The following is a 25,657-nucleotide window of genomic DNA, read 5'->3' as shown; positions in this document are numbered from 1 at the left end:
TTACTACCTGCCAGTTTACCAAGTAATCGCACCCGGAGGTGGGGCCTCAACGCAATTGCGCTCGCCAGTACCTTTCGCTTCTGAGTGCGGCTGCTCGCGAAATTCCAGCCAGAGTCCGGGGCGGATTCGCCAGATTGCGCGTCCTCAGCACTGCGCCGATGATGCGACGGCCGGGCATCAACTGGCGCTGGGCGGGCAGGAAGATGACTTCGCCTTCGGCCAGTTGCGCGACCAGGGCGATCGTGGCGCCGGGGAGGTGCACCGGGCGGCCGGGAGCAACGAGTGAAGTAGGCCGGCGCTGTCCGTGGGCGATGCCAGACCGTCGCCGGCGCGCAAGTGGCGAACATACTCGCCGCCAGCCTGATCGAGGTCGTGCACGGCCAGCGGGATATGGTTGAGGCCGGGGATGAGCAGTGGCGCAGCAGCAGCGGGCGCAGCGCCGAGCAGGGCAGTGAACAGAAGCAAGTACAGTCTGGTCATCACTATCAGTGCGCCATTCACTTTCGCGGAATGATACGCTGGGATACCAGTGGTTCCCTTTTGCGGAGGTCCCTATGATCAACCATCTTGGCTTGGTCGTGTCTGATTTCATACGTAGCACGACGCTCTATGACGCGTGCCTCGCGCCGCTGGGTTTCCATCGGCTGGAAACGGACCTGGACTGGGCAATTTACGCGCCTGCGTCAGGCGAACCATTCCTGTGGATAGGTTCCGAAATACCCAGTTACTGGGAGCCGCACCACGAAGCGGGACGCACGCCATTGCATATCGCCTTCAATGCTCCCGACCGTGCCGCAGTCGATGCGTTTTATGTGGCTGCATTGACCCATGGCGCCGAAGATAACGGCTCACCAGGTCCGCGCGTCAGCTGGGCCAATTTCTACTCAGCCTATATCCTCGACCTCGACGGCAACAATATCGAAGCGACGATACGCGAACCTTAATGCCGCTTTTCCTCCATCAGGGCGAGCAAATGCCCGTCCGGATCGCGGAAGAAGGTCATCCATAAATCGTGGTCGGGCATTTTGGCGATGAGGTGCGGCTCGTCTTCGAAAGGTACGCCTTTCGATTTCAGGCCGGCCGCAACGGCTTCGATATTCTCGACCGCGAAGTAATGGCACACGCCCGCGCCGGGCGTGACCGTTTTGGGCGTCCCTTCCAGCATCAGCCGCACGCCGGCGCAATCGAAAAATACCAGTTCGCCGAAACGAAACAACTTTTTCAGGCCGAGCGTATCGCCGTAGAACGCTTCGGCGCGGTTGGCGTCCGAAACGGGGAGGGCGATCTGGCCGATGCGGGAAAGGCTCATTGAATCTCCTGTTTTTTTGGTTAACTGCGTTTTTCCCTGCTGCGCGCTACCGCCGCCTTGCCGAGGACTTTCCACCTGTTCCGCTCGGCGATGCGGTCGAGCGGCGTGGCCCGGCTGCGGCGCACTTCGCGCAGCAGCTTGTGGTAGTTCTGCAGCCGGTCGGCATCGACTGCGCCACGCACGGCGCAGCCGGGCTCCGATTCGTGCCGGCAATCGCGGAACTGGCAACCGGCGGCCAGCGCTTCGATATCGTCAAATGCGGCTGCAATGGACGATTCGTCGGCATCCGGACTCCAGCTGCGTAATCCCGGCGTATCGATGATACAGGCGCCGGTCTGGCAGAAATGCAGGGAGCGGGCTGTTGTCGTGTGGCGGCCACGGTTGTCGCCCTTGCGGACCCCACCAGTGGGCTGATGCGCGCCAGTAAGGGTGTTGGTCAGGGTCGATTTGCCCGCCCCGGATGCGCCCAGGAGGCACACCGTCTGACCTTCGCCCAGCCAGGGATCCAGTTGGGCAGCGGAAGAGGCATCCAGGCCGTTTATCTGTAGGACCGGAATTTGGGCGGGCAGGCGGTGGCCGGTATCGCGCTCGGCGAGGTCGGATTTCGTGAAAACCACCACAGGTGCGATATCGGCCGCCGTCACGATAGCGATATAGCGTTCCAGGCGGCGCAGGTTGAAATCCTGGTCCAAGCCCATGACCAGCAGCGCGGTATCGATATTGCTGGCCAAGAGCTGGCGGCGGCCTTCACCGGTGCGGCGGGCGATTTGAGTGGCTGGGGATATCTGCTCGATTATCCACAGCTCATCCAGCGAGTTGCGCGCGGCGAGCAGCCAATCGCCGACAGCCAGTTCGGCGTTCAGCGAAGGATGGGCGCGCGCCGTGTGCTCTGCGGCGCCGTCGTGGACGGTCAGCCCGGCGCGCTGGATTTCAGTCAGGCGGACGAGGCGAGCGCCCGGCGGCGCGGACATGCCGGCCAGGCGCGAAACGATGAGGTTGTTCAGGCCGAGATGGCGCAGTGCTTCGAAATCGAAGTCGATCATGATGAGTTGGTGTTCCCAAAAAGTGTTCACGGCGCGCGCGGGCGGCCTGCGTCGGGACGCAAGGCAACGCTCCGCATGCGATGGCGGCATAGGGAAGGTCGGCGCGCGGTCAGGCGCGGCTCAACACCAGCTCAGGTAAGGCTCGGAGTAAGGAAGGCTTGAGGCGCGGCGATCAGGCGGCCGACAGGAGGGCAATATCCGGCGTATGCATTTTTTGGTCTCCTGTTTAGTTGAAAGTGGGCCAAGTGTGGCACCGGCCACGCCGACTGTCAACGCGGCGGCTGGCGGCGGATGGTGGTGACGGCGCAGCCTGCCGGCTGCAACGCCAGGCGCAGCAGGGTCAGCGCGCTCTGTGGGTTGGACGCGCCGCACATGAAGATATCGGCAGCCGCGAAGCCGTCCTCCGGCCAGGTATGGATCGAAATATGGGACTCGGCCAGCAGTACCACGCCGGTCACGCCCTGGCCTTCGCCGAAGCCGTGGAAATGGCTGTGCAGCACGTGGGCTCCCGCCACGTCGGCCGCATCGCGCAGCAATTGCTCGATTTTTGTGCAACTGGTCAGCAGGTCGGCCGCGATGCCGGACATATCGGCCAGCAGATGCACGCCAGCCGGCTGATGCAGAGGCAAAACGTGAGCGCTCACTTATGCCCTCCGCCGCCGCCACCGCCGCTCCAACCGCCACCACCGCCCCAGCTGCCGGAGCTGTGCGACCAGCTGCTGCCGCCGCCCGTAGGTGCGGGATTACTGAACAGGCGCACCCAGCTGGTACCGGCGCTGAAGATGGTGACGAACAGGGCGTAGGCGAAGAACTTGTTCATGATTTGTCGACCGAATCGAGGAAGATCGCGGGCAGATAGATGGCGATGGCGCCCAGCGCGCTATAGGCGAACTGCGAGCCGAAGCCGGATTCGCCCAGCGTGGCGAGCAGCGGCACCGCGTTCAGCATCAGCATGGCGGTGACGAAACCCTTGGCCGTCCGCTTGTAGCGGCCGGCTCGTGCGGCCATCGTGTCGCCTTGCGCCGTGCGCGGCGGGGCCGAGCCGCGCACCGAATTGCCGAACCAGGATTTCAGCTGGTCGAAGGCCACCGGCGTGGAACGCGACCAGGTCATTTCCTCGTCCGTCATTTCGGCGGCAAGGCTGATCTGCTGGCGGCGGAATTCGGCCACGCGCGTGCGGTCGCCCACGCTCACGCGCCAGTTGAAGGCGCCCGCTGCATAGCGCACCGTGGATTCGTACTCGTAGAGCTTTTCGAATTCGATCTTGTTCAGGGTGGCCGGGCCGCCGGACCATTCCGGCCACTCGTCCACTACATTGGCGCGCGACCAGCCTTCATCCGTTTCGACCAGCCAGGTGAAGCCGGCGCGCGGGCCGTACAGCAGGTATTCGGTCCACACCGTGCCTTCATCGTCCGCGCGGCGCATGGCGCCCAGCACGGTGAACTCCTGGCTCCCGAGCTTGCCCGTGGCGCCGGGTTCCAGCGTGAAGCGCTGCGCTTCCACGCTTTCGCCGGCCGCGAGCACTTCGATCTTGGGACTGGAGGCATCCAGCTGCGCGTGGCAGGACTGGCAGACCAGGTTGGCCGTCATGCCCGGCAAGTACTGGATCGCGCTGCCGCAGGAAGGGCAATCCAGCTTATCGAGCTTGCCGCGATAACGGCCCGCGCTCTGCCTGATCTGGTCCTCGTCGCGCAGCAACTGCATTTGCATCTGTTCCAGCGTGACGGGCACGCCGGAATAGACCAGAGGCGGGCCTTCGTCCGAATAATCGAGCGTGACGAAGGCGGCGCCACGGCGGAAGTCTGCCACTTTTGCTTGCCAGCCGTCGCCCACCTTGAATGGCAGTTCGCCCTGGCCGCCGATGCATTCGGCCGTGCGGATGTCGGCGGCTGTGAAGCGATCGCCATCGATGTTGTACTGGCGCCCCGGCTGCAACTCCTCGAAGGCGGGCGGATTGGGCGAGGGGGGACGCAGCGAGGTGGCCGTGTACTGGCCGGAGGCATCGCCCAGCCAGCCAGTGCTCGCGTCATCGAACTGCAGGTACCACTCGTTCCACATGCCCGCGCTGTAGCGCAGCTGGATGCGGCCGACTACGGTGAACGCGCGTCCGGCCAGCGAGCCGCTGCTGCCGATCTGGATCGGCGAATAGTCTTCCAGTACGGACGAGATCTTGCCCAGGTCCCGCACCGCGCCTGCTTCCTTCAGCACGCGCGTATTGCAGTACTCGCACACGGCCATGACCGATGCGTGCGAGCGGAACTTGACCTCCGCGCCGCAGCTGGGGCAGGAAACTGTCTGCATGCAGGCGGCTTATCCGACCAGCTTTTTCAGCAGCTCCGCCTTGGTGCTGTCGTAGTCGGCAGCGGAGATCAGGCCTTTGTCGAGCAAGCCTTTCAGCTTGGCCAGGCGGTCTTCGATGGACTCGGCCGCCGGTGCGGCCGGCGTCGATGCCGCCGCTGGTGCAGGCGCCGCTGCGCCGGACGTTGCGCCCGGTGCGGTGCCCATCGCCTGTCCCATCGCGGCGCCCATGGCCTGGCCGACGGTCACGCCGGCGCCCAGTCCTGCGCCCAGTCCTGCCAGTCCGCCTTCGTTTTGCGCAGCCAGTGGGATCGCCTCCGCTGTCTGGAACTTGGTATAGCCGGCCAGCTTGTCGGCGCCCAGGCCGCCCTTCATGCCGGCGGAGATGCGCTGGTCCAGCGCCGCCTGCAGTTCTTCCGGCAGGCTCACGCTGGCCACGTTGAATTCATCCAGGCCGATGCCGTAGCGCGAGAAGGCGTCCGCCAGTGCACCCTTGACCTCCTGCGCCATCAGGGCCTGGTTGGCCGCCATGTCCAGGAAGGCGATCTGGGACGCGCCCAGCGCACTGGCCATGGTCGCCATCAGCAGGCCGCGCAGCTGGTCTTCCACCTGCTCGCGGGTATAGGCTTCGCGCGTGCCGCTCAATTCGGTGAAGAACTTGCGCGCATCGGATACGCGATAGGAATACATGCCGAAGGCGCGCACGCGGATCATGTCGAAATCCTTGTCGCGGATCGTGATCGGCTGCTGCGTGCCCCACTTGCGGCCGGTCTGCACGCGGGTGCTGAAGAAGTAGACGTCGGACTTGAAGGGCGAGGCGAACAGCTTGTCCCAGTTCTTCAGGTTGGTCAGCACGGGCAGGGTCTGCGTAGTGAGCTTGTGGGTGCCGGGGCCGAACACGTCGGCGATCTGGCCTTCGTTTACGAACACGGCCACCTGCGACTCGCGCACGATCAGCACGGCGCCGTTCTGGATTTCGAAGTCCTGCATCGGGTAGCGCCAGGACAGTACGCCTTCCGTCTCTTCATTCCACTGCAGTACGTCGATAAACTGCTTCTTGATAAAGCTGCCGATACTCATGATGGGCCTCGTTCGGAAATCAGGAAATGCAGGCGGCGTTGATACCGCCGATGGAAAGCGAGATGGTGCCGAGCAGGCCACCGAAGGCGCTGTTGTCGGCTTCGATCTGGTCCTGCGCCATTTTCAGGCAGCGCGTCGTTGCGGCATAGCCCAGCGCCTGTACCACCATGGCGCCGGCGGCCCAGGCGAAGAATTCCTGGTAGTTACTGGTGTGCAGCAGGCTGGAAGCGATGGTCAGCGAAAAGCCCAGCATCGCGCCGCCCAGCGACAGGGCCGCCGCATGGTTGCCTTGCCGGATCAGGGTCACTTCATCGTAGGGGGTCAGCCAGGTGTAGGCTTTGAAGAACACAACGAGCAAAACGGCGGCCAGAAACAAATGGATCAGATAATTTGCGATGGCGTACACGTCGATCCCCGATTAAAGTAACAAGCTTGTTAACATAGAAACATATTAGAGCAAAAGCGGCCAAATGACCAAAAAGATTCTGATACTGTCCGTTTTCGTCGTGGCGTCCTGCGGGCTGGCCTATGAGCTGATCGCGGGCGCCCTCTCCAGCTACCTGCTGGGGGATTCGGTGCTGCAGTTTTCCACCATTATTGGCTGCTATCTGTTCGCGATGGGCGTGGGCGCGCACCTGTCGAAGTATGTGAAGGATGAAGACGTACTGGCGCGCTTTGTCGACATCGAACTGGCGGTAGGGCTGATCGGTGGCGTGTCCGCGGCCCTGCTGTTCATGACCTTTTCCTGGATGGCGGCGCCGTTCCGCACCGTGCTGTATGTGGTCGTGTTCATGGTCGGTGCTCTGGTGGGTATGGAGATTCCGCTGGTGATGCGCGCCCTGAATTCGCGCCAGACGGAGTTCAGTGAGCTGGTGAGCCGGGTGCTGACCTTCGACTATCTGGGCGCGCTGGCAGTGTCCCTGCTGTTCCCTCTGGTGCTGGCGCCTCATCTCGGCCTGGTGCGCACGGGATTCCTGTTCGGGATGCTGAATATCGGCGTGGCCCTGTGGACAATTTACGTGTTTCGCACAGAGCTGGCTAACCTGGCGGGCCGCATGCTGCGCGCCTGTGCGGTGCTGCTGGCGCTGTCCGTCGGCTTTGCCAGCGCGGACCGCATGACCAGTTGGGGCGAGCACGGCCTGTTCGGCGACGAGATCGTGTATTCGACCACCACGCCTTACCAGCGCCTTGTCATCACCAAGTGGAAGGATGACCTGCGCCTCTACATCAACGGCAACCTGCAGTTCTCGTCGCGTGACGAGTACCGGTACCACGAGGCCCTGGTGCATCCGGTGATGGAAGCGCTGCCCTGGGCGCGCCGTGTGCTGATCCTGGGCGGCGGCGATGGCCTGGCACTGCGCGAAGTGCTGCGCTATCCAAACGTGGAGCAGGCGACGCTGGTGGATCTCGATCCGGCCATGACGGCCGCCTTCAGCAAGCGCGAGGAACTGGTGGCGCTGAACAAGGGCTCGCTGACGACAGAGCGCGCCCGCGTAATCAATGCCGATGCGGCGCAGTGGCTGGAGCACACGGACGAAACCTTTGATGCGGTCATCATCGATTTCCCCGATCCATCCAGCTTCGCGCTGGGCAAGCTGTACTCGGTGCCTTTTTATGGCATGGTGCGCAAGCATATGGCGGCGAATGGCCTGGTGGTGGTGCAGTCCACGTCGCCCTTCTTTGCGCCGCACGCTTACTGGACGATCGATGCGACCTTGCGCGAAGTGGGCCTGCGCACCTGGCCTTACCACGCCTATGTGCCTTCGTTCGGCGAGTGGGGCTTCATCCTGGCGTCGCCGCAGATGGCCTACAAGGCGCCGGAATCGTACCGGCTTCCGATGCGCTATCTGAATGCGCAGACCACGCGCGAGATGTTCGCCTTCCCGCCGGACATGAAGCCGCTGGCCATGGAGCCGAACCGGCTGAATACGCAATCGCTGGTTCACGAGTTCGAGCAGGATTGGCGCAGGGTGATTCGCTGATGCTGCGTCGCTCGTTTCTTGCCTGGGCCGGCGCCGCCGCTGTTGCCGGCGCGGGACTGGCTGGCTTCCGCCGCTGGCAGGAGGTCACGCCGCGCGTGCTGGCGCCGGGACGCGATGAAGGGCACTTCCTGCGCGATCATGGCGCGTTACCGCCTCCGTCGAAGGTGCTCGAAACCGACGTGCTGATCCTCGGCTCGGGCATCGGCGCGCAGACGGCGGCCTGGAAGCTGCGCAAGGAGGGGCATGGCGATTTCCTGATGCTCGATGGGCCGGAGCGTTATGGCAACGCTGCCGGCGGGCGCTTCGGGGAGCTTGGCTTCCCGACCGGCGCCCACTACCTACCACTGCCGTCGCAGGATTGCTTCCATGTGCGCGAGATTCTGGCCGATCTGGGCGTGATCCAGCGCGATGTGTCGGCTGCGCGGCCTTACTACGATGAGCGCTTCCTGCTGCATGCGCCGGAAGAACGCGTGCTGTACAAGGGTGTCTGGCAGGAAGGGGTTCTGCCGCATGAGGGCGTACCGGACACCGAATTGTCCGAGCACCGGCGCTTCATGGCGCAGGTGGAGGCCTTGCGCGAGGCGCGGGGACGCGATGGACGGCGCGTGTTTACTTTCCCGACTGCGGCCTGCTCCAGCGATCCGGAGTGGCTGAGGCTCGATGCGCTCAGCTTTGCGCAGTGGCTGGACCGGGAAGGTTATCGTTCGCCATCCTTGCGCTGGTATCTGGACTACTGCTGCCGCGATGACTATGGCGCGGCGAGCGGCAAGGTGTCGGCCTGGGCCGGGCTGCACTATTTCTGCGGGCGCGGGGCGGAGGCGGCCAATGCGGAGCAGGGTGCGTGGCTGACATGGCCGGAGGGCTTGCAGGCGCTGGCCAGTGGGCTGGAGCGTCAGGCGCAGCCGCGGTGGATAGCCGGGACGGCGGTCTCGGTGCGAGCGGCGGTCGGTCGTGCGGGCGTGGAGGCGTCGTGCTTTGTGCTGGAGGGCGGCAAGCCGCGGACCTTCACGGTGCGTGCGCGAAAGGCAATTTGCGCGATGCCGCTGCACGTGGCGGCGCGCGTGGTGCAGCAGATGCCGGACGGCTTCGACGCCGCGCGGCACCAGCCGCAGCATGCACCATGGCTGGTCGCGAACTTCCTGATGAAGCGCTTCCCGTCCGAACTGGCGCAGGCGCCGCTCTCGTGGGACAACGTGGTTTATGGGGGAAAGGGCCTGGGCTACGTGGTGTCAACCCACCAGGATATTCGTGTCACGCCGCCGGAGCGAACCGTGTTCACGGCCTACACGGCGCTGTCCGACCGGGAGCCGGCAGAAGCCAGGCGCTGGATGCAGTCGGCGAGCGGGGAAGAGTTGCTGGCGCTGGCCAGCTCTGATTTGCGTGAAGCGTATGGCGCACGGTTCGCAGCGCATGTGGAGCGTGTGGACATCACCTTGCGCGCTCACGCGATGGCGATCCCGCAGCCGGGATTCCGCAGCAATGCAGGACTGCAAGCCCTGCGGGAATACGATGGCCCCATCCTCTTCGCCCACTCCGACCTGAGTGGATTCTCGGTCTTCGAGGAGGCGTCTTGGTGGGGCTATCGGGCCGCAGGGCTGGCTATGCGCTAGGGCTTACTTGGCTGCGGCGGGTGCTGCTGCCGGTGCAGCGGCTGCGGGTGCTGCAGCAGGTGCGGCTTCCTTCGCCTTCTCGGTCTTCTCGGCCTTGTGATGATGCTTGGACTTGTCCACCTTTGCTTCGGCGGTGGCGGCTGCGGGGGCTTTGGCCGCTTCAGCGGGAGCAGCGGTCGGAGCTGGGGTTTGCGCGAATGCAGCGCTTGCAAACAGGCCGGCGATCAGGGTGGCGATGGTCTTCTTCATGAGTTTTCTCCTAAATGATATAAATCGTTTCCGGCGTTTAATTACTGCTGTGCTACTGAGCAAAAAACGACGTGGGACCCGGCACAGTTGACGGTCTTTACACCTGCTTACAATCTCATGTGTTATCGTCGCCGAAAAAGGAGGCAATAACATGAAGGCGACAGAACAATTCAGGGCCCCGGAAAAACTCAAGCTGCGCGACAAGAATGCCGCCGGACCGCACGGCGCGACAGACAAGCACGAAAAAATCCTGGCGGAGATGCACGTAGCAATCGCCAGCCTGCAGGAAATGCTTTTCGCTGAGCGCAGGAAGAAGCTGCTGGTTGTCCTGCAGGGCACGGATACATCGGGCAAGGATGGAACGGTGCGCGCCTTGTTCAGCAGGATCAGTCCCATGGGCCTGCGCGCCGTGGGCTTCAAGGCGCCGACGGCGATCGAAGCGGCGCACGACTATCTGTGGCGCGTGCACCGCGAGGTGCCGCAGGCGGGCGAGATCGCTGTTTTCAACCGCAGTCATTACGAAGAAGTGCTGATCACCCGCGTGCAGGGCATGATTACGCCGGGAGAATGCAAGCGCCGCTATGCGCAGATCCGGGACTTCGAACGGATGCTGTCCGAAACCGGCACCACAATCGTAAAGATTTTCCTTCACATCTCCAAGGAGGAACAGCGCCAGCGCCTGCAGGCGCGCCTGGACAATCCCGAGAAGCACTGGAAGTTCGATCCCGAAGACCTGAAGCAGCGCGAGTACTGGAATGACTATCTGCGCGCCTACGAGGCGGCCATCATGGAAACGGACGCGAAGCACGCGCCGTGGTACATCGTGCCTGCCAACTCCAAGCCGCACCGCAACCTGATCGTCGCCAAGATCCTGCTCGAGACCATGCAGGGAATGAAGCTGAAGTTCCCGCCCCCCGCGCCGGGGCTGGACAAGATCAAGATCAAGTAGACAGGTCGTCAGCTACAGGCGCCAACGACATAGTAATTCGGTGCAGTGCGCTTCAATGTAGTGTGGAAGAATCTGAAGTCGAGGCCCAATCTTTGATGCGAGCCGACTGCGTAGGCAAAAAAGAATTTGTCGTAAGCGCGCCCGGCCTGCACGTGTTCGGAGTTCGAAGCGCTGAAGCATTCGGACGCCGGTGAGGGAGGTGGTGGCGGATTGCCGCCGCCGGCGCCCATCAGGCGCTCGGTCATGCGCCTTACGGCCTGCATCTGGCGGCCGGTTTTGACCGCGTAGTTGGCGTCGTCATAGGCCCACCAGTCCCAGCAAGCATTGGGGTTGGTCAGCGGCGGCACAGAAGCGGCCTGGGGGTAGAGGATGACGATGCGGTTGGCGTCCGCCCAGCCGTTGTAGCCGGCGTTGCGCACATAGCTTTCGCCAATCGTTGCGGCGTCCTGCTTGCAGCCGTGGAAGGCCACGTGCAGCTTGCAGGAGGATGCATCCCCTGCGCAGCCGGGCGGGATGTACAGGTAGCCGCTTGGCGCCATGCCATGGCTGGCGGGACTGGGCAGGAATTCGGACTGGTCGAATTGCAGGAAGCTGCCGGCCGGCGTGTTGCCGGTTTTCTGGGCCAGGGGCCCGTAGATCCATTGCAGCAGCTGACCTGCAGCGTCATAGCCGCAGTTGTTGATATAGGGAGAGGACAGTGTGGTGCAGCTGTTGCCGAATAAGTCCGTCGGCATTGCATGCTGCGCCTGCAGGTTCTTCTTGAAGCTGATCTGGGCCGGCGACACGTAGTTCTTGTAATAGCTTTCCAGGTCATTCATCACGGCTTGCGGCACCAGGCTGTCCGCTGTGCCGGAGAATAGCCAGATGCGGTGGCTGGCGAGGTTGCCGGTGCTGTCGATGGCGCCGCTGGCGGCGTTCTGGCCGGTCTTGGCGATCAGGTCCGCCACGCCCGTGCCGCCCGGGCTCACCTGGCAAAGGCCGAAGCCCGTGCAGCTACATACCGAGGTCGCGGTGCCGACGTTAGCCCGCGCGCAGAAGTAGGGGCCGCCCGCCACGATGCCGGCGCCGATCACGCTGGCGGAGAAGGCCACGTCGAATTGCACAGCCATGTAGCCACCGGAGGACAGGCCGGAAACGGACAGCTGGGTAGTCTTGAGAGCGGGCAGGGGAACGACCTGCGCCTGCAGCGGCGGCGCCAGCAGCATTGCGAGCAGGGCCAGGGTCCGCATCAGTAACTTGCTCGTCATGTAGCCTCCTGAGTATTGGAATACAATCGGATTCTTCACGAACCCTCATGAGGAAGTCCATGTCCCTTACCCTTGCCAAGTTTGCCGCGTTGTCCGCCCTGGGCCTCGGCGCCGCCGGCGCTGCCATGGCGCAAAACGCCACGCCAGCGATGCCCGGTTCCCCGGCAGCCGTGCAGTCCGCATCGTGCCCGGCCATCCTGAAGCAAACCTTCAACCGCCTGCAGGACGACGTGCCGCAGGACCTGTGCCAGTACTCCGGCAAGGTGATCCTGGTTGTGAATACCGCCAGCTACTGCGGCTACACTAACCAGTACGAAGGCCTGGAAGCCATGTACGCCAAGTACGCGCCCAAAGGCCTGGTCGTGCTGGGCTTCCCGTCCAACGACTTCGGCAAGCAGGAACCCGGCAGCAGCAAGGAAATCGCGGACTTCTGCTACAACACCTACGGCGTGAAGTTCCCGATGTTCGCCAAGTCGGTGGTATCCGGCTCGTCGCCCAATCCCTTCTACGTTAAGCTGATTCAGGCGACAGGCAAGACTCCGGCCTGGAATTTCCACAAATATTTGATCGATCGCAAAGGTAATGTGATCGAAAGCTTCCCAAGCAAGGTCACGCCGGTCGACAAGGCCCTGGTCGGCGCGGTCGAAAAGGCGCTGGCAAGCTGATTTTCTACGCCGCGGCGGCTTCGGCGCCGCTGACGAGTTCGAAGCCTTCGTCGAGCCAGCCGGTGATGCCGCCCGTCATGATCTTGACCGGGCGGCCCAGTTTCGCCAGCCGGATCGCTGCGCGGGCCGCGCCATTGCAGTGGGGGCCGGCGCAGTAGGTGATGAAGACCGTTTCGGCCGGGTAGGCGGCCAGTTTGCCGGCGATGATCTTGCGGTGGGCGAGGTCGATGGCGCCGGGGATGTGGCCGGCGTTGTATTTCTCCGTGCCGCGGACGTCGAGCAGGACGAAATCCTGGTCGGGGGTGTTCATGACGCTGTGGACGTCCCAGCAGTCGGTTTCGAAGCGCAGGGAGGATTCGAAGTGGGCGAGGGCATCGGCGCTGGCCGCGGCGGGGACTTCGGTGACGATAGACATTGTTGAGTTCTCCGGTGTTGGTTGAAACGGCGGATCAATGATCCGCCCTACAGCCCCGTTGGGGCCCGTTCGTCAATTGCCACGTGGGGCTTACCGTCAATTGCGATGCCGCGCGGTGCGTAGGGCGGATCATTGATCCGCCGTGCATGCATTGTCGAAAATTTCGCCGCTGACCGGCACTGGCGCGACTGCCAACATGCGTTAAGATCACGCCATGGCCAAACATCTCGTCGTGGCGCTCGCCTACGATCGCCTCTGCACCTTCGAATTCGGCTGCACGGTCGAATTGTTCGCCCTGGACCGTCCGGAACTGGGTGTGGACTGGTACGACTTTGCCGTCTGCGCCGCCGAGCCGGGGCAGATTCGCGCCATGGGCGGCATCACGGTGCAGGCGCCGTACGCGCCCGAGCTACTGGAAAAAGCCGACACCATCATCATCCCCGGCTGGCGCGATGCCGACGAGCCGCCCCCGGAAGAGCTGCTGGCGCTGATCCGCAAGGCGCATGAGCGCGGCGCTCGCCTGTGCTCGATCTGTTCCGGCGTCTTCGTGCTGGCCGCCGCCGGCGTGCTGGATGGCCAGCGCGCCACCACGCACTGGCGCTACGCCGAACGCCTGGCCCGGCGCTTCCCTAAAATCATGGTGCAGGCAGACGATCTGTATGTGGATAACGGACAAGTTATCACCAGCGCCGGCTCGGCAGCCGGACTGGACATGCTGCTGCACCTCGTCCGCCGCGATTACGGCGCGCGTGTGGGTAACCTGGTGGCGCAGCGCCTGGTGGTTGCGCCGCACCGGGAAGGCGGCCAGGCGCAATTCCTGCCACGTCCTATGGCGCATGACGAGCAGGGGCGGCTGTCGAAGCTGATGGATTGGCTGCGCAGTAATCCGGCCGGCCCGCACACCATTGCCAGCATGGCCGAGCGTGCGGCCATGAGCGCGCGCACGCTGCAGCGCCAATTTCAGGATGCTACCGGCATGGGACCTATCGAGTGGCTGACACGCGAGCGCGTCGCCATCGCCAAGGACTTGCTCGAATCGCCGGACATCGCCCTCTCGCAAGTAGCGGAAAGGGCCGGATTCGGCTCCGAAGAATCACTGCGGCATCACTTCCGCCGCATCGTGTCCACCACCCCCGGAGCTTACCGGAAAGCATTTCTTGTCACGTCCAATTGTGTGGCATAAGCTGGGCTTTTCCACTGACCGGAGGCGGCCATGGCTTACGTTGATGGATTTATCGTACCCGTACCGAAGGAAAACCTGGCGAAGTACCGCGCGATGGCGGAAAAGTGCGGCGCAATCTGGCGCGAGCACGGCGCCTTGCAGTTCCGCGAAACCGTGGCGGACGATGTGAAGGTGGGCGAAGTCACGTCCTTCCCGCGCGCCGTGAAACTGGAAGAGAATGAAGTGGTGCTGTTTTCGTGGATCGTTTTCCCGTCGCGTGCCGCGCGCGACGAGATCAATGAGAAAGTGATGAAAGACCCGCGCATGGCCGAGATGATGGACCCGAAGGAAATGCCCTTCGACGGCAAGCGCATGATCTATGGCGGCTTCGAGATGCTGGTCGACCTATAGGATCTTCGCGCGGAGGGCGCCGCGCAGCGCGTTGCACAGCACGATGTCTTCGGCATCGGCCAGCATCCCGCGCGTGACCGTGCGTTCCTCCGCATTCCACGCATCGAGGATCACGGCGCGCATCACACCCGGCAGCAGGCCGGCCGCCAGAGGCGGGGTGACCCAGCGGCCGCCCAGCTTGATGAAGACATTGCTGCGCCCACCTTCCGTCAATTCCCCGCGCTCGTTGAAGAACAGCTGGTCGAAGGCGCCTTGCGCTTCGGCGGCCCTCCACGCCGCATCGTAGCGTTCGCGCAGCGTGGATTTGTGACGCAGGAAAAGCTCGCTGCTGACCGTGTTGTCTTCCGCCAGCAGCACGCCCACGGGCTCCTGCAGCGGCTTCAGTTCGCCCGTCTGCACGACGAAGGCGCCCGCGCGGTTGGCGGCAAGGCGCAGGCGGTGCGGCACGCCTGGCGGCAGCGACTGGCAGGCCAGCGTGATATAGGCGCGCGCCGCCGCCTCATCCCAGGAGAAGCCGAAGTAGCGCGCGGACGCGGCCAGGCGCTGCATGTGCCGTTCGAGATGGCGCGCGCCTGTTCGTGCGTGGCGTACATGGTCTCGAACAGTTCGAAGTCGTTCGTCAGGCCGGTGAGGAAGCGCGCCTTCAGCTGGCATTCCGCGAATTCTTCCTGCGGATCGCTGTCGTAGACGACGCCGGCGCCCACGCCCATTTCGCCGCGGCGCACCCCGTTCACGGGGGCCTGCAGGGAGAGCGTGCGAATCGGCACACTGAGGCAGAAATCGCCGAACTTGTGCGATGGATCGATCGGCGCATCGAACCAGCCGATGGCTCCCGTGTAGATGCCGCGCGGGTCCGGTTCCAGTTCGGCGATGATTTCCATCGTGCGGCGCTTGGGCGCGCCGGTGATCGAGCCGCAGGGATAGAGAGCGGCGAAGATGTCGTGCAGCGTGGCGTCTTCACGCAGTTGCGCGTTCACGGTGGAGGTCATCTGCAGCACGCTGGAAAAGCGCGTGACTTCGAACAGCTTCGGCACCTGTACGGTGCCGGTGGCGGCGACGCGGCCAATGTCGTTGCGCAGCAGGTCAACGATCATCAGGTTCTCGGCGCGGTTCTTGGTGTCCGCTGCCAGCGCGGCGGCGCGGCGCGAATTTTCCGCGTCCACATCCGGCATTTCAGGCGAAGGCAGGGCGGCGGGCGCCGTGCCCTTCATGGGGCGTGCCGTCAGCGTGCCCGCCTCGTGGCGCACGAACAGTTCGGGCGAGAGCGAGACGATGGCACTGCCGTCATCCAGCGCGATCAGCGCGCCGTAGGGCACAGGCTGTCGTGCGCGCAGGCGCTCGTAAAGGCCGAACAGGGAACCGAAAGCGTCGAAGCGCAGGCGGAAGGTGTAGTTGACCTGGTAAGTGTCGCCAGCGGCGATGTAATCGCGGATGCGCTCGATGGCATCGACGAATTGCGTTTCGTTGACGCTGGCGCGGATATCGGCCACGCCGGCCGGGCCGGGATTCTCTGCCGCCAGCGCGGCCAGCCAGGCGCCTACTTCCGCCTGGGTCAGCACTTCGCACTGCTGGAAGCGCAGCACGCGGGCCAGCGGCATACCGGCATCGCGCGCGGGAATGCCGACGATGTGGTGACCCAGCTCATAGCTGCCCGTGAACACGGCGTATTCGCCGCGCGCCAGTGCTGCCTGCACATCTTCCAGCAACTGCGGCCACTCTTCGTAACGCTGGCAGGTCAGCGTGCCGAGATGGCCGGTGTACAGGCGTGAGCGATGGCCGCCGGCCTGGGCGTCATCGAGCAGGGCAAAGCATTCAACATCCATTTAATTCAACAACATCGCAATCTGTACGGGAGCATCCTGGGTAGGACTGGTCTTGAAGCCGCCTTTCGCATAGCGGTGCCAGCGGCCCACCACGAAGCTCACCAGCATGCTGGCGCGCGCGGTGACGTCCGCCTCCTGCGCCTGGCCTTCCGCCACCGCCAGCCGCAAAGCCTGCTTCAGCGCCAGCTCCACGCGGTCGTAGAACTGGTTCATGCGCTGCTGCAGGCGCTCGTCTTCATTGACCAGCGCGTCGCCGATCAATACGCGCGTCATACCCGGATTGCTGCTCGAGAAGTGCAGCAGCATGCCGACGATATGGCGCGCCTGGTCCAGGCCATCGGAATGCTTTTCCGAGATCTGGTTAATCAGGCCAAACACGGACGACTCGATGAATTCGATCAGGCCTTCGAACATCTGTGCCTTGCTGGCGAAATGCCGGTACAGCGCTGCTTCGGAGACTTCCAGCTTGCGTGCCAGTGCGGCGGTGGTGATTTTTTCCCCTTCGGGTGCTCCAGCATCTCTGCCAGTGCCTGGAGAATTTGCAGCCTGCGCTGCCCGGGCGGTGTGCTTGCCATATTCCTGTGACCTGGGTGAGTTTCAGCGCAGCCGGGATAGCTGCGCGGGCAGATGTTTGACAGATTTTACTTGCACATCGACCCAAGCGGGTCGATTCAGCCGTTTCGGCAGGTGGGCCGCGCCCGCCGGATCGGCGACTTTCAGGTATTGCGTGATCCAGACCGTGCGTAATCCCAGCGCATGCGCCGTGCGCAGGTTGGCCAGTGTGTCCTCGACAAGGATGCAGCGGCGCGGCGTGAGTCCCTGCCGCTGCATGACCTTGCGCAGCAGGTGTTTCGACGGCTTGGGACGCAGCTTGCCATGCACGCGCATCGATTCGATCGCGATATGGTGCGAGAAATGGCGCTGGATGCCCATGTGGCGCATCACCCTGGTCGAATAGCGGTGCGGCGCGTTGGTCAGCAGCACCTTGCGGCCCGGCAGGCGCTTCAGCAGGCGTCCCAGGCCCTTCTCATGGCGGATGCTGGCCAGCAGGTCGGGGATATCGTGCGTGGTGTCCAGGAAGTGCGCCATGTCCACGCCATGGTGGTGCATCAGGCCGAGCAGGGTTACGCCATAGCGCTTCCAGTACAGCGTGCGCGCGGCATTGATCTGCTCTTGCGTGGCAGGCGTGCCGGCTTCGCCCAGCACGCGCGCCATATAGGCGTTCATGTTCGCCACGATCACGGGGAAGATCGCATGCGAAGCATTGTGCAGGGTGTTGTCCAGGTCGAACAGCCAGACCGGCGCCGAAGGTTTAATATTCACGACACTCATCGAAAGGAAATCATGCGACGCCAGATTATAGTGATCTTTTCCCTGCTGCTCGGATTTGCCCTGACGCCCGCATGGGCGGAGGCGCCGAAAGGGGCGGCGCAGGCGCAGAAACACGGTGCGCTGTTCAGGCTGGAGCACGGCGGTCACACGTCATGGCTGTTCGGCACCATCCACGTGGGGGCACCGGATTTCTTCCCGCTTGAGCCGCGCTTGATGGCGGCGCTGGACAAGTCCACGGCGCTGGCGCTGGAAGTCGATCCGGCCGGCGACCCGGCGCGCATGATGCAGGCGGTGGTCCAGCATGGCATGTACCAGCCGGGCCAGGGTCCGGCGCTGGACACGATCGGCGAGTCCTATCGTCCGCGCCTGCAAAAGCTGCTGCAGCAGTACAGCATCCCTTCCGCAACGATAGCGCCGATGAAGCCGTGGATGATTGCCAGCTTGCTGACCGTTGCTGAATTCGCGGCGCAGGGCTATCAGGCGGACCTTTCCGTCGATGGCTGGCTGTCACGCCAGGCGAAGCGCAAGAAGATCCGCGTGATGGAGCTGGAATCGGCCGGCGCGCAGATGGCGCTGTTCGACCGCATGACCGCCGCGGAACAGCTGCGCTTCCTGGAGGAGGGCATCGACGCCATCGAGGACCAGGAACAGGCGATCCAGGCGCGCGATATCACGCAGGCGTGGCGCGATGCGGATCAGGTGAAGTTGGACGCGCTGGCGAAGAAGGCGGCGGAGGATGAGACGTTCTCGGGACGTTTTGTGCAGAAGGTGCTGCTGGAGGAGCGCAATCCGGGTCTGGCGGATGGGATCGTGGCGATGATGGCGCGCGAGAAGAACAGCTTTGCCGCGATCGGCATTCTGCATCTGGTTGGTGCGGGGAGTGTGCCGGAATTGTTGCGGCAGCGGGGCGTCAGCGTTCAGCGGGTCTACTGAGCTGGAACGTCGGATCAATGATCCGACCTACGCGATTCGATGGATCGAACAGGGGAGGAGAGTATGGTGCCCTTGACGTGGATTGAACACGTGGCCTCTCCCTTACCAAGGGAGTGCTCTACCACTGAGCTACAAGGGCATTCACATTTCGGCGGTGCTGGTGGTACAGCTGTTGCACCGCCAAAAAATTTAGTGAGACCGGATCATAGTGCCAAAAGCCTGTTCGGTCAAGACTTCCAGCAACAAACTGTGTTCAATTCGTCCGTCGATGATGTGCACGGTGTTCACGCCGGACTTGGCTGCGTCCAGGGCCGATGAAATTTTAGGCAGCATGCCGCCGGAGATGGTGCCGTCGGCGAACATCTCATCGATTTCACGTGCGGAGAGGTCGGTGACCAGGTTGCCGTTCTTGTCCTGCACGCCGGCGATATTGGTCATCATGATCAGCTTTTCGGCTTTCAGGATTTCGGCGATCTTGCCGGCGACAACGTCGGCATTGATGTTGTAGGCCTGGCCGTCCTGGCCGAAACCGATAGGCGAGATGATCGGGATGAAGGCATCGTCCTGCAGCGCTTTCACCACGGCCGGGTTGATCGCATCGATTTCGCCGACGTAGCCGATGTCCAGGAACTTGCCCGGGTTTTCCTTGTCCGGCATCGCCATCTTGCGGGCGCGGATCAGGCCACCGTCCTTGCCGGTCAGGCCCACTGCCTGGCCGCCGTAGTGGTTAATCAGCATCACGATGTCCTGCTGCACTTCGCCGCCCAGAACCCATTCCACCACTTCCATGGTTTCTTCGTCGGTGATACGCATGCCCTGCACGAAGGTGCCCTGCTTGCCGATCTTCTTCAGCGCGTTGTCGATCTGCGGACCGCCGCCGTGCACCACGACCGGGTTCATGCCCACCAGTTTCAGCAGGATCACGTCGCGCGCGAAGCCGTGCTTCAGGCGCTCGTCGGTCATCGCGTTGCCACCGTATTTTATGACAATGGTCTTGCCATGGAAATTGCGGATGTAAGGCAGTGCCTCGGCCAGAATCGTCGCCTTGATCTTGGGTTCTACGCCGCTCAGGTCGGCATTCTGCTCTGGGTCTACTTTAGGAAGATGGGTCATGGCGGTTCCGGAAAAGATATTTGCGCAATTTTACGGCAATGCAGCACGTCAGGTGCGCATTATAGGGCCATCCGATTGTAATTTCTTGACTGATCCGCTAGTCTGCCCGGATATGAGCGCGCCCGACAATCTCCATGCCCAGCTTCAAGCAATGCGGCCCATGCTTGTCCGTTTCGCACAATTGCAATTACGGAATCAGACGCTGGCGGAAGACGCGGTGCAGGATGCCTTGCTGGCCGTGCTCGAGCAGCCGGAGCGCTTTGCCGGCCAGTCCAGCCTGCGCACCTATGTGACGGGCATCCTGAAATTCAAGATCATCGACAACCTGCGCGCGACCACGCGCGAGCGCCAGCTGGAACCGGACGAAGGCCAGACCGAGGACGAGGCGATCGATTCCCTGTTTGTCGCCGACGGCCACACGCGCGACATGCCGCGCGAGTGGGGCAATCCCGATGCTACGCTGCAGCAAAAAGACTTCTTTCGCGTGCTCGAAGTCTGCCTGGAGAAGCTGCCGGCCAAGACCGCGCGCATTTTCATGATGCGGGAATGGCTGGAGCTGGAAACCGAGGAAATCTGTAAGGAACTGGCGATTTCCACGTCTAATGCATGGGTGCTGCTGTACCGGGCCCGTATGCGCCTGCGCGAATGCCTTGACCTGAACTGGTTTGCAACACGATGAAAGATGGCCTGAAACCTACCTGCCGCGAAGTGCACCGCCTCGTCTCCGAGGGAATGGACCGCGAACTGAGCTTCGTGGAGCGCACCCGCATGCGCCTGCACCTCATGGTGTGCGACGCCTGCACCCGTTTCAATGGCCAAATGGAGCTGCTGCGCAAGGCGATGCGCGGCTTCCCGCCGGACGGAGGCACAAAATGAGCACATGCGAGCGCTGCGGCGCCGAATTCCATTGCGCGATGGCGGATGCGCCGCCGGGGCAGAAACCGACCGGAGCGCTGGGCGAAACGCCGTGCTGGTGCACGTTCGAGCCGCCCGCCGTGCGCGTGCCGGAGGTTGCCGGCGCCGCGCCAACAGCGGCCGTGGGTTGCTGGTGTCCCGACTGCCTGCGCGCGCATATCGCCAGCCTGAAAGCTTCCTGATGCCATCCAACACGGAGCTGGTCGGCTATATTGCCGCCTTTTGCACCACCTTTGCCTTTGTCCCGCAGGTACTGCTGGTCTGGCGCCAGCGCCACGCCGAGGGCATCTCGACCGGCATGTACCTGATTTTCTGCACCGGCGTGCTGCTGTGGTTCCTGTACGGGCTGGCCAGCGTGGACTGGCCGATCATCCTTGCCAACGGCATCACATTTGTGCTTGCGGTGTGCGTGCTCGTGATGAAATGGCTTTTTGAGCGTTCGCGCTGATGGTGCTGAAGAAGCGCATCATTTCGCGGCTTGCGTCGGGCCCGCGCGCGTCCGTGTAGCTGCCCGCTTCGCTGCCGCCGGACCAGGCATGGCCGGCGCCGTGGATCACCCAGTGCTCGCCCAGCGGCGAGCCGTCTTCCAGCCAGTGCGCTGTCAGCGTGAACTCGTGGCCGTCGGGCACGCGGCCCGCAAGCCGCGCCGGATTCGCGCTGCCGCCGCGCGGGTGGCTGCGCAAGCCTTGCGCGATCAGTTCTTCGCCATTCACAGGATGCACGGTGCGGTCCTGGTCGCCATGGAAGACGATGATGGGCTGGCCTGCGCTATTGGGCAGGCGCGCACTGGTGGCGCCGCGGCGCATGGCCGTCAGTGCGGAGGGCAGGTCGGCGGCCGACGCATAAGGCAGGCCGGAATGCACGCCCACGGCGGAAAAGATTTCCGGATATAGCGTGCCGACGATAATCGCCATGGCGCCGCCGGCCGACAGCCCCGCCACATAAACGTGGTCGTGCATCACCGGATAGCGCGCCATCACCAGGCGCGCGATGCCGGCAATGATGGATGGCTCGCCCTGGCCGCGTTTCTGGTCCAGGGCGCTGAACCAGTTCCAGCAGCGCGACTGATTGGCGCCCTTCGACTGCGCGGGATAGACCACGAAACAGCGCTGCTCCTCCGCCACCGCATTCATTTGCGTGCCGGCGGCGAAATCGTCCGGGTCCTGGGTACAGCCGTGCAGCATCACGAGCAGCGGCATGGGCTGGCCGGTATAGGTGCTGGGGATATAAAGTTTGTAACTGCGCGCGCCCGCTTCGTTGCGGAATTCACCACTGATGAATTGCGCCTTTCCGGGCTCTGGATCGGCGCCGAAAAACAACGCGCTCGCTCGTTTGCGAACACGGGAAAACCAATGATGGTCGAGCTTCATGATGCACCTCGGAGTCAAGTTGAAACAGTGTTGCTCTTTTCCGCATCTCCTCGGCACTCCGGTGGCCTACTGCCTGCCATCTGTTTGAGTCCAGTATAGCAAGAATGGCTTTTCAGTTAAGTCAGCGAATTTGCCGCACTGCGATAGAATACGGCTTGACTATCCAACTCCACCGTGTATGAGTACTGATCTGCCGCCTGGCGCACCCGAGCTGGCCACGCCGGTGCCGTCCCCCTGTATCAGCCTGTGCAAGATGAACCGCGACACCGGTTTTTGCGAAGGCTGCCTGCGCACCATCGAGGAAATCGTCGCATGGTCGGGGGCGGACGACGCCTTTAAGCGCGCGGTATGGGCTGAAATCCGCCGTCGCGAGCATTTGATCGACTTCGAGTAATGACGAATCTTCCTTCCTCCATCCAGGTATTCGAACGTGGGTGGCTGTCCGCCAACAATGTGCTGCTCATCGGCCGCCACGACACGGCCCTGATCGACAGTGGCTACTACACGCACCGCGACCAGACGCTGGCGCTGGTGCGCCATGGCCTGCGCGGCCGCCGCCTCGATCGCCTGTACACCACGCACCTGCATTCGGACCACTGCGGCGGCAACGCGATTTTGCAGGCGCATTTCGGATGTAATACCTTTGTTCCCGCGGCGGAGGAGGAGAAGGTGCGGCGCTGGGATGAGGATGCGCTGTCCTTCAAGGCCACCGGCCAGCAGTGCGAACGTTTCACTATCGATGGCGTGATCACGCCGGGCGAAACGCTGACCCTGGGCGACCTGGAATGGCAGGTGCTCGGCGCGCCGGGCCACCATGCGCATTCGGTGATCTTCTACTGTCCGCAGGAGAAGGTGCTGGTGTCGGCGGACGCGCTGTGGTGGAATGGCTTCGGCGTGATCTTCCCTGAGCTGGAAGGCGAGGAGGGCTTTGCCGAGGCGGGCGCGACGCTGGACCTGATTGCGGGGCTGGATGTGCGCCTGGTGATTCCGGGCCATGGCGCCGTGTTCGAGGACGTGGGGCCGGCCTTGCAGCGCGCGCGGCGCCGGCTGGATTTCCTGTCAGGTGATCCGAAGCGCAATGCGGAGTATGCGGTAAAGGTGCTGCTCAAGTTCTTGCTGCTGGAGCGGCAGCGGATTCCGGTGGCGGATGTGGCTTCAGTTCTCGGATCGATGCCGGTGATTGCGGAATCGAATCGGCGGCATTTGCATATGTCGAATGAAGACCTTGCGGCGTGGGCCGTTAAGCACCTGGTGCGTGCGTGCACGGCGCGCATCGATGGCGAGTTCCTGCTCAACGACGGCTAACAGACGGCGGATCAATGATCCGCCCTACGCTTCGCCACAGATCATCGTCTCAGGGACGCCATCGGCGTGTAGGGCGGATCATTGATCCGCCGTGCATGCGCCGCCACCAACACAAACCGCGGCCAGGGCATATAATAGTACGATCGTTCACTTCCGGAGTGCCGCCATGTCACTGCCTGCCGTACTGCAGAACCTTACCCTCCCAGTCATCGCATCCCCGATGTTCATCGCCAGCGGCCCGGCCCTGGTGGCGGCGCAGTGCAAGGCGGGCATCGTGGGCTCCTTCCCCGCGCTGAACGCACGCCCGAAAGAGCTGCTGGACACCTGGCTCACCGAGCTGCAGTCCGAGCTGGCGGCCTTTGCACAGGCCAATCCGGACAAGCGCGTCGGCCCCATCGCCGTGAACCAGATCGTGCACCACTCGAATGACCGCCTGGAGCATGACGTGGAAGTCTGCGTGAAGCACCAGGTGCCGATCATCATTTCCTCGCTGCGCGCGCCGCCGCGTGAAATGCTGGACGCCATCCATTCCTACGGCGGCATCGTGCTGCACGATGTGATCAATATCCGCCATGCGGAAAAGGCGCTGGAAGCGGGCGTCGATGGCCTGATCCTGGTCGCCAGCGGCGCGGGAGGCCATGCCGGCACGTTGTCGCCATTCGCGCTGGTGGGCGAAGTGCGCAAGTTCTTCAAAGGCCCCATTGCGCTCTCAGGCTCCATCGCCACCGGCGATGCCATCCTGGCCGCGCAGGCCATGGGCGCCGACTTCGCCTATATCGGCTCGCGCTGGCTGGCCACGAAGGAATCGAATGTGACCGATCAGTACCGCGAAACCATTCTTTCGTCGTCGGCATCGGACATCGTCTACACCAACCTGTTCACCGGCGTGCACGGCAACTACCTGAAGAAGTCGATTCAAGCAGCAGGCCTGGACCCGGAAAACCTGCCGGAATCCGACAAATCGAAAATGAGCTTCGGCAGCGCGAGCGCGAAAGCATGGCGCGACATCTGGGGCGCCGGCCAGGGCGTGGGCCTGATGCATGATGTGCCAACGGCACAGGAAATGGTGGACCGGCTCAAGGCCGAGTACATTGCCGCGCGCGAGCGGCTTCAGTTGAGCTAGAATCGTCAGATGGCCGGGAGGCCGGCCGCTTCAAACAACGGAGGGTTCCATGCGAAATCGTACGTTTGTGTTGAAAACCGTGGCAGCGCTGGCCCTGGCCGGCCTGGCGCTTGGAGGCTGTACCACTACCACCACGACCGGTTCCACGGCCGATGCAGGCGCCCAGCGCGCCGAAATCGGCCAGGGCATCGACAGCACGCTTGACCGGCTATACAAGGAAGTGAAGGGCTCGCGCGAGCTGGTGGGCAAGGCCGCCGGCGTGCTGGTCTTCCCGCGCGTGGTGTCGGCGGGCCTGGTGGTTGGCGGTGAATACGGCAAGGGCGCCTTGCGCGCAGGCGGGCGCACCGAAGGCTATTACAGCATCGGCAGCCTGTCCGTCGGCTTGCAGGCCGGCGCGCAATCCAAGGCCATCATCATGCTGTTCATGACGCAGGATGCGCTGAATAAGTTCCGCAACAGCTCCGGCTGGACCGCTGGCGTTGACGGCACGGTGGCCCTGCTGAAGGTCGGCGCAAACGGCGAGATCGATACGACCACCGCCACCCAGCCCGTGGAAGCCCTGGTGCTCACCAATGCCGGCCTGATGGCAGGCCTTAACCTGGAAGGCACCAAGATCACGAAGCTGGACCTGGGGGGATCGAGCGCGCCTAGCGGGTACTAAGGTCCTCGTTGCGGATCGCCCACAGGCCCGGCAGGTTGCGCCAGTAGCCATAGACGTCCATCCCGAATCCGACCACAAAGCGGTTCGGGATGGTCAGTCCCACGATGTCCGCCTTCACGGGCTTGGACTTGCCGATGTTTTTGTCCGCGAACACGGCGATGATCACTTCCTTGGCGCCCATCTCCAGCAGGCGCGATTTCACGTGGGCCAGGGTTTCGCCCTCGTCCAGGATATCGTCCAGCACGATCACCGTGCGGCCGGAAACGGTAGGACGCGGCACGACCTTCCACACTACCTTGCCGCCCTGGTCGTCATCGCCATAGCGGCTCACGTGGATGTAATCGAATTCGAGCGGGAAAGTCAGTTGCGGCAGCAGGCTGCCGGTAAAGACCACGGCGCCGCCCATCACGCCAAGCACCAGCGGGAACTCCTGCTTTTCCTCGTCGCCGAAGCGTGCATTCAGGGTTTCGGCCATCCGGCGCACGGAAGCCTGCACGGTTTCCTGGTCGAAGATTTCTTCCGCGTTTTCCAGCAGTGCGCGGGCGCGGTTGTGATGGAAGTCTTGCATGATTTTGCCTACCAAACGACTGGGTGATGAATGGCTTTCATTATCCGCCATCTGCCCGGCCGCCGCAGGATGAGTTGGTTTTACGCCACAGGTC

The 25,657-nt window shown here is 63.3% G+C and carries 31 protein-coding genes, 1 tRNA gene and 2 pseudogenes; 16 read left to right on the top strand and 18 right to left on the bottom strand.

Translation table 11 applies throughout. The annotated features are described in order from the left end of the window. Window positions 1–177: 177 nt before the first annotated feature. Window positions 178–480, bottom strand: a complete 303-nt coding sequence (locus ACHMW6_RS34395) for a hypothetical protein (protein ID WP_395403984.1) — start codon at window positions 478–480, stop codon at window positions 178–180. Window positions 481–554: 74 nt separating this feature from the next. On the opposite strand from ACHMW6_RS34395, the gene ACHMW6_RS34390 reads away from it, so the two are divergent. Further along, complete coding sequence (locus ACHMW6_RS34390; RefSeq protein WP_395403982.1) at window positions 555–944, top strand: VOC family protein; 390 nt, start codon at window positions 555–557, stop codon at window positions 942–944. On the opposite strand, the gene ACHMW6_RS34385 is transcribed toward ACHMW6_RS34390, so the two are convergent. The 7 genes from ACHMW6_RS34385 to ACHMW6_RS34355 form a co-directional block, all read right to left on the bottom strand. Then, window positions 941–1,309 (bottom strand): VOC family protein, encoded by a 369-nt coding sequence (locus ACHMW6_RS34385; RefSeq protein ID WP_395403980.1) that lies wholly within the window; start codon window positions 1,307–1,309, stop codon window positions 941–943. The two genes, ACHMW6_RS34390 and ACHMW6_RS34385, sit on opposite strands and share 4 nt — an antisense overlap. A 20-nt stretch (window positions 1,310–1,329) precedes the next feature. Then, a complete protein-coding gene (gene rsgA / locus ACHMW6_RS34380) occupies window positions 1,330–2,352 on the bottom strand; it encodes a ribosome small subunit-dependent GTPase A (RefSeq protein ID WP_395403978.1) in 1,023 nt (340 codons plus the stop codon). Window positions 2,353–2,621: 269 nt separating this feature from the next. Next, window positions 2,622–2,996 carry an adenosylmethionine decarboxylase gene (speD, locus tag ACHMW6_RS34375; protein ID WP_395403976.1) on the bottom strand — a complete coding sequence of 125 codons (375 nt, stop codon included), beginning with the start codon at window positions 2,994–2,996 and terminating at the stop codon, window positions 2,622–2,624. Further along, on the bottom strand, window positions 2,993–3,172 hold the full coding sequence (locus ACHMW6_RS34370) for a hypothetical protein (protein ID WP_395403974.1): 180 nt from the start codon (window positions 3,170–3,172) through the stop codon (window positions 2,993–2,995). Before ACHMW6_RS34370 ends, speD begins: the two co-directional genes overlap by 4 nt. Next, the gene (locus ACHMW6_RS34365) at window positions 3,169–4,653 is read right to left on the bottom strand and encodes a DUF4178 domain-containing protein (protein ID WP_395403972.1); all 1,485 of its coding nucleotides are present in this window, start codon (window positions 4,651–4,653) and stop codon (window positions 3,169–3,171) included. The genes ACHMW6_RS34370 and ACHMW6_RS34365 overlap by 4 nt, the downstream gene beginning before the upstream one ends. Window positions 4,654–4,662: 9 nt before the next feature. Beyond that, window positions 4,663–5,730 (bottom strand): SPFH domain-containing protein, encoded by a 1,068-nt coding sequence (locus tag ACHMW6_RS34360; RefSeq protein WP_395403970.1) that lies wholly within the window; start codon window positions 5,728–5,730, stop codon window positions 4,663–4,665. A gap of 19 nt (window positions 5,731–5,749) precedes the next feature. Next, a complete protein-coding gene (locus tag ACHMW6_RS34355; RefSeq protein WP_395403968.1) occupies window positions 5,750–6,136 on the bottom strand; it encodes a DUF350 domain-containing protein in 387 nt (128 codons plus the stop codon). A 64-nt stretch (window positions 6,137–6,200) separates the two neighbouring features. On the opposite strand from ACHMW6_RS34355, the gene ACHMW6_RS34350 reads away from it, so the two are divergent. Then, complete coding sequence (locus ACHMW6_RS34350; RefSeq protein WP_395403966.1) at window positions 6,201–7,712, top strand: polyamine aminopropyltransferase; 1,512 nt, start codon at window positions 6,201–6,203, stop codon at window positions 7,710–7,712. Further along, complete coding sequence (locus ACHMW6_RS34345) at window positions 7,712–9,322, top strand: NAD(P)-binding protein (RefSeq protein WP_395403964.1); 1,611 nt, start codon at window positions 7,712–7,714, stop codon at window positions 9,320–9,322. Before ACHMW6_RS34350 ends, ACHMW6_RS34345 begins: the two co-directional genes overlap by 1 nt. Window positions 9,323–9,325: 3 nt before the next feature. Here ACHMW6_RS34345 and ACHMW6_RS34340 read toward each other — a convergent pair whose 3' ends face one another. Then, window positions 9,326–9,571, bottom strand: coding sequence for a hypothetical protein (locus tag ACHMW6_RS34340; RefSeq protein WP_395403962.1), 246 nt, complete (start codon window positions 9,569–9,571; stop codon window positions 9,326–9,328). 151 nt (window positions 9,572–9,722) lie between these two features. On the opposite strand from ACHMW6_RS34340, the gene ACHMW6_RS34335 reads away from it, so the two are divergent. Continuing rightward, window positions 9,723–10,520 (top strand): PPK2 family polyphosphate kinase, encoded by a 798-nt coding sequence (locus tag ACHMW6_RS34335; protein WP_395403960.1) that lies wholly within the window; start codon window positions 9,723–9,725, stop codon window positions 10,518–10,520. Between the two features lie 8 nt (window positions 10,521–10,528). On the opposite strand, the gene ACHMW6_RS34330 is transcribed toward ACHMW6_RS34335, so the two are convergent. Next, the gene (locus ACHMW6_RS34330; protein WP_395403958.1) at window positions 10,529–11,767 is read right to left on the bottom strand and encodes a PHA-depolymerase-like protein; all 1,239 of its coding nucleotides are present in this window, start codon (window positions 11,765–11,767) and stop codon (window positions 10,529–10,531) included. 59 nt (window positions 11,768–11,826) lie between these two features. Here ACHMW6_RS34330 and ACHMW6_RS34325 point away from each other — a divergent pair, with 59 nt between their 5' ends. Next, window positions 11,827–12,432 carry a glutathione peroxidase gene (locus tag ACHMW6_RS34325; RefSeq protein WP_395403956.1) on the top strand — a complete coding sequence of 202 codons (606 nt, stop codon included), beginning with the start codon at window positions 11,827–11,829 and terminating at the stop codon, window positions 12,430–12,432. Between the two features lie 4 nt (window positions 12,433–12,436). On the opposite strand, the gene ACHMW6_RS34320 is transcribed toward ACHMW6_RS34325, so the two are convergent. Next, the gene (locus ACHMW6_RS34320) at window positions 12,437–12,847 is read right to left on the bottom strand and encodes a rhodanese-like domain-containing protein (protein ID WP_395403954.1); all 411 of its coding nucleotides are present in this window, start codon (window positions 12,845–12,847) and stop codon (window positions 12,437–12,439) included. Window positions 12,848–13,061: 214 nt separating this feature from the next. Here ACHMW6_RS34320 and ftrA point away from each other — a divergent pair, with 214 nt between their 5' ends. Next, window positions 13,062–14,030: a transcriptional regulator FtrA gene (ftrA, locus tag ACHMW6_RS34315; RefSeq protein ID WP_395403952.1), complete on the top strand. Its 969-nt coding sequence runs from the start codon at window positions 13,062–13,064 to the stop codon at window positions 14,028–14,030. 30 nt (window positions 14,031–14,060) lie between these two features. Continuing rightward, on the top strand, window positions 14,061–14,420 hold the full coding sequence (locus ACHMW6_RS34310; protein WP_395403950.1) for a DUF1428 domain-containing protein: 360 nt from the start codon (window positions 14,061–14,063) through the stop codon (window positions 14,418–14,420). Here the strand turns inward: ACHMW6_RS34310 and ACHMW6_RS34305 are convergent. The 3 genes and pseudogenes from ACHMW6_RS34305 to ACHMW6_RS34295 form a co-directional block, all read right to left on the bottom strand. Then, window positions 14,415–16,243: pseudogene (locus ACHMW6_RS34305) on the bottom strand (chorismate-binding protein). The gene ACHMW6_RS34310 and the pseudogene ACHMW6_RS34305 overlap by 6 nt on opposite strands. After that, a pseudogene (gene slmA, locus ACHMW6_RS34300) lies at window positions 16,244–16,818 on the bottom strand (nucleoid occlusion factor SlmA). Between the two features lie 22 nt (window positions 16,819–16,840). Further along, entirely contained in the window at window positions 16,841–17,566 is a 726-nt protein-coding gene (locus tag ACHMW6_RS34295; RefSeq protein WP_395403948.1) for a pyrimidine 5'-nucleotidase, read from the bottom strand. Between the two features lie 21 nt (window positions 17,567–17,587). Here ACHMW6_RS34295 and ACHMW6_RS34290 point away from each other — a divergent pair, with 21 nt between their 5' ends. Then, window positions 17,588–18,508 carry a TraB/GumN family protein gene (locus tag ACHMW6_RS34290; protein WP_395403946.1) on the top strand — a complete coding sequence of 307 codons (921 nt, stop codon included), beginning with the start codon at window positions 17,588–17,590 and terminating at the stop codon, window positions 18,506–18,508. Between the two features lie 64 nt (window positions 18,509–18,572). Here the strand turns inward: ACHMW6_RS34290 and ACHMW6_RS34285 are convergent. Together ACHMW6_RS34285 and argB are read right to left on the bottom strand one after the other, a co-directional pair. Continuing rightward, a tRNA-Thr gene (locus ACHMW6_RS34285) sits at window positions 18,573–18,647 on the bottom strand. 50 nt (window positions 18,648–18,697) lie between these two features. Then, window positions 18,698–19,621, bottom strand: coding sequence for an acetylglutamate kinase (gene argB / locus ACHMW6_RS34280; RefSeq protein WP_395403944.1), 924 nt, complete (start codon window positions 19,619–19,621; stop codon window positions 18,698–18,700). A gap of 112 nt (window positions 19,622–19,733) precedes the next feature. Between argB and ACHMW6_RS34275 the strand changes: the two genes are divergently transcribed. The 4 genes from ACHMW6_RS34275 to ACHMW6_RS34260 are packed head-to-tail and all read left to right on the top strand — an operon-like array spanning window position 19,734 to window position 20,984. Continuing rightward, window positions 19,734–20,300 carry a sigma-70 family RNA polymerase sigma factor gene (locus ACHMW6_RS34275; protein WP_395408784.1) on the top strand — a complete coding sequence of 189 codons (567 nt, stop codon included), beginning with the start codon at window positions 19,734–19,736 and terminating at the stop codon, window positions 20,298–20,300. Beyond that, a complete protein-coding gene (locus ACHMW6_RS34270; protein WP_395403942.1) occupies window positions 20,297–20,497 on the top strand; it encodes a zf-HC2 domain-containing protein in 201 nt (66 codons plus the stop codon). Before ACHMW6_RS34275 ends, ACHMW6_RS34270 begins: the two co-directional genes overlap by 4 nt. Beyond that, complete coding sequence (locus ACHMW6_RS34265; RefSeq protein ID WP_395403940.1) at window positions 20,494–20,718, top strand: cysteine-rich CWC family protein; 225 nt, start codon at window positions 20,494–20,496, stop codon at window positions 20,716–20,718. Before ACHMW6_RS34270 ends, ACHMW6_RS34265 begins: the two co-directional genes overlap by 4 nt. Next, complete coding sequence (locus ACHMW6_RS34260; RefSeq protein ID WP_395403938.1) at window positions 20,670–20,984, top strand: SemiSWEET transporter; 315 nt, start codon at window positions 20,670–20,672, stop codon at window positions 20,982–20,984. The genes ACHMW6_RS34265 and ACHMW6_RS34260 overlap by 49 nt, the downstream gene beginning before the upstream one ends. On the opposite strand, the gene ACHMW6_RS34255 is transcribed toward ACHMW6_RS34260, so the two are convergent. After that, window positions 20,923–21,906, bottom strand: a complete 984-nt coding sequence (locus tag ACHMW6_RS34255) for an alpha/beta hydrolase family esterase (protein WP_395403936.1) — start codon at window positions 21,904–21,906, stop codon at window positions 20,923–20,925. The two genes, ACHMW6_RS34260 and ACHMW6_RS34255, sit on opposite strands and share 62 nt — an antisense overlap. A 178-nt stretch (window positions 21,907–22,084) precedes the next feature. Between ACHMW6_RS34255 and ACHMW6_RS34250 the strand changes: the two genes are divergently transcribed. The 4 genes from ACHMW6_RS34250 (at window position 22,085) to ACHMW6_RS34235 (ending at window position 24,995) form a co-directional block, all read left to right on the top strand. Beyond that, a complete protein-coding gene (locus ACHMW6_RS34250) occupies window positions 22,085–22,300 on the top strand; it encodes a DUF1289 domain-containing protein (protein WP_395403935.1) in 216 nt (71 codons plus the stop codon). Beyond that, entirely contained in the window at window positions 22,300–23,211 is a 912-nt protein-coding gene (locus ACHMW6_RS34245) for an MBL fold metallo-hydrolase (protein ID WP_395403933.1), read from the top strand. Before ACHMW6_RS34250 ends, ACHMW6_RS34245 begins: the two co-directional genes overlap by 1 nt. Before the next feature lie 166 nt (window positions 23,212–23,377). Beyond that, entirely contained in the window at window positions 23,378–24,334 is a 957-nt protein-coding gene (locus ACHMW6_RS34240; RefSeq protein WP_395403931.1) for an NAD(P)H-dependent flavin oxidoreductase, read from the top strand. A 49-nt stretch (window positions 24,335–24,383) separates the two neighbouring features. Continuing rightward, a complete protein-coding gene (locus ACHMW6_RS34235) occupies window positions 24,384–24,995 on the top strand; it encodes a YSC84-related protein (protein ID WP_395403929.1) in 612 nt (203 codons plus the stop codon). Here ACHMW6_RS34235 and ACHMW6_RS34230 read toward each other — a convergent pair. Further along, entirely contained in the window at window positions 24,982–25,563 is a 582-nt protein-coding gene (locus ACHMW6_RS34230; protein WP_395403927.1) for a hypoxanthine-guanine phosphoribosyltransferase, read from the bottom strand. The two genes, ACHMW6_RS34235 and ACHMW6_RS34230, sit on opposite strands and share 14 nt — an antisense overlap. Window positions 25,564–25,657: the final 94 nt, after the last annotated feature.

It is taken from the genome of Pseudoduganella sp. UC29_106, assembly GCF_044055365.1.
In the GTDB taxonomy this organism is placed as follows: Bacteria; Pseudomonadota; Gammaproteobacteria; order Burkholderiales; family Burkholderiaceae_D; genus Rugamonas.
Note: the sequence above shows the minus strand (reverse complement) of the source record. Positions and strands in the feature narration are given on the sequence as shown.